This is a genomic window from Fluviicola sp. (assembly GCF_030151805.1).
In the GTDB taxonomy this organism is placed as follows: domain Bacteria; phylum Bacteroidota; class Bacteroidia; order Flavobacteriales_D; family Crocinitomicaceae; genus Fluviicola.
Genome location: NZ_JASLCN010000266.1, coordinates 1 through 2,937 on the forward strand (window position 1 = coordinate 1; position 2,937 = coordinate 2,937).

2 pseudogenes are annotated in these 2,937 nt (G+C 41.5%); both read right to left on the bottom strand.

Annotated elements, in window-relative coordinates:
* A pseudogene (locus tag Q1V93_RS10170) lies at positions 1–2,346 on the bottom strand (hypothetical protein); the annotation flags it as partial.
* 21 nt (positions 2,347–2,367) lie between these two features.
* A pseudogene (locus Q1V93_RS10175) lies at positions 2,368–2,937 on the bottom strand (hypothetical protein); the annotation flags it as partial.

Sequence of the window (2,937 nt, forward strand, 5' to 3'; positions counted from 1 at the left end):
AGTGTTCGCAGCAATACCATTGACAGCATCACGGACGTATACCAGAATAAACGTATCTCCCTGGTGCGCGCCGGCAAGGTGTTCCATTCCCGGATGTTGTTCCTGGAATTTTGCAAGACTTAATCCCAATAGAATCTCTTTCTTACGACGTTCGATTTCGTCATAGATCAATTTGAGTTTTTCAGCGCTGCAACAGATGGCCGTACTATCTTGTGCCAGGTTGTAAAGCATCGTCCGGATTTCTTTCTCCAAATAGGCTTTCGTAGCTCTGGTAAACGTTTGCCGCGCAGCACCACACAGATTGGTTGCGCTGGTATTGATGGAATTAACAGTGCTTGGAAGTACATCTTTAAGTGTTAAAGGACGTTTGTCCATCATGACATACGCATGAGAAAGCACTTCATTCGGTCCTTTCAGGGTTGCTTCTACAATATCTTTCATCTCAGCGCCATAATTGAAACGATCAATCTGACGGTTTACCTGTATGGCGATATCGTTTCCGGAACACCCCTGGAATTGATCCAGAACAGGAAGCATCACCACACCCAGGGATTCATGCGCCGTATACATATTATCTATCACCACATTGTCTGTACTACTTTGCTGTAATCCAAGTTCATTAAAGGAAATTCCGGTAGCTACCGGGTAATTGTATTCTTCAATCAGGTAGTTTTGGGACGGATCAATGGTACTGAATGCTGAATAATACTTAGTTACCTTACCGAGTAAACATTCGTGTTCCTGTGTCCAGGCATCCAGCATCACCTGTAAGTCTTCAAAATGACAGGCGTAGTCATCCATATTGATCGGATCATTGGGGTTGATCGTGATTCCCAATGCTTTCGTGTCGAATGCCAGACCATATTGTTTTTTCAGGTTATCAATTTGCTGCATGGCTATTTGATAAGTCAATCCCTGTTGGCCCTCAATCCGCATAAAATTATGGCGTTCGAGATCGTATCTCAATGGAAATTGAACAGGTCCTGAAGGATCCAGTTGTGATATGTGATAACTCAGATTTCGGCTTTGCTTGTGAACTTTGTATTTATCGTAGTTCCAGGAATCGAGCAAACGAGGGAAATTTTGAGTAGCACCATAGTAAAAAGGAATCGCCTTATTTTCTATAAGCGAACGGTAAGATGACGGAGTAATACGAATTTCTCCCTGCGTAATATTGGTATTATAGGTAGTCAACATTTCCATCGTACGTCTTACATACAATTTGAATCGTTCGCACCAGTTCTTTTCATCCTTGAGAATCGGTGATTTATAGAATTCATGACGGTACTTTTTCAGATATTGATCTTCTTTTATCTTCACAAGTCTTCCGAGCATCAGGTGATTTGGAAACGAACGAATATCCGGGTTGCATGCACAGATGCTGTCCATGAACATCTCTTTCAGTTCGTTGTATGTATTTGCAATATCACACAACAAGTCATACCGGTATTGGAAATGCAATTGCTGATAGGTGGCGCCGGTTCCGAATAATTGTGCAAGTCCGTTTGAAATGAATGAAGCTTCATTACTCATTCCCAATTTGTTCAACATGCTTGTAAAACCGTTTTGGAGTTTCCCAATGGTGTTTTCTGCCTGAATAGCACTGAGGTAGTAAGAACGTAAAGAAGCAAAGCTGGCAGAATTGGTTGCATTGACAGTTACGCGCTGAACAGCAACTTCATCCAGGTTGAGATAGGTTGTGATGAGGTAATTCGCATTGAAAATTGAATCGTTCGAAAGAATGTATTCAGCATCCTGTTGCGAAACAATCAGCGGGTGCATTTTGCAGATGTTTTTGATCCCTTGATTTTCACAGTCGATACCCGTACAGGCACTTGGATCTTCCGGGTATTTTTCGAGATACAATAATACCACCAGGTTTTGAAGGTCTGTTCTGGATATAATTGTTTGATCTGTTGGAATTACCTGGTCTGCAGGAATTGCTTCCCAAAGATTGATCTGTGTATCAACTCCGTTGATGGTTTTCCAGAAAAAGGGTTTGTATTTTGCATTACTGTCGTCAAAAGCCCGATAATGTGTAAAACGTAAATCCTTAATATCTATCGTGTTCAACTCGGGGTCAGAAAGATCTGGTTTTGATAGTTTAAAAACATCCCCATCGGTTCCTATTCCTGCTCCTTGTGAAATGACTAATTCGCCACTTGAATTGGCATTGAATTCGACGTTGAATCCGCATACAATTCCGACTCCACTGAGAAAAATACGCGACAAACGATCCTGATCATCAAAGTAGTTCAGGAATTCATTCAACTGGCCGGCAGTAAGTATCTGATCCGGTACAAATGAACGGTAAGAGGGCGTGATTGTGGTCAACTTTGTTTCCATATTTTTTTCTTATTTCTTTAATTATAATGTTCCTAATTTTGTTCTTCCGAGAACGATGTCATTATCCTGATCTTCTTCTTCCTCCTCACAATTATGTAATTTTCCGGTTGGGAAAATGGTGTGCAGATGTGTCAGAATTTTTATCAGATCCTTCAGTTCGTCTTCCGGGTGGAATGAATCGAGCGGTGATTTCGCAAGGAGATACTTTTTATATGCCGATTCGAATTGCAGTAATTGGTTGTCCTGGTTCGGAACTTCACCTTTCCGGGAACCGATCCAGCATATTTTTGCTAAAATGTGCGAAGGGAGTTCTTCCCGGATGAGTTCTTCCATAAAGTTTCTGAAATGAATATCCGAAAAGCGTTGAGTGTAACCCGGAAGTACAATACTGATCCGGAAAGAGTAGGGATCAATCCCGCAACAGGATTCCTTACAATTATCAGCGCAAATCGGAAGAAAGAATTCAGGTGGAGTAGTCGGGTAATCGCTATCCGGTCGAAGTAAAATATGCTCAACAGCGAATGCTCCTTCTTCCGTGAAATCGTATTTCATAAACTGAATGGTTTCCAGTAAGGAAGTTTCCATGTCCGA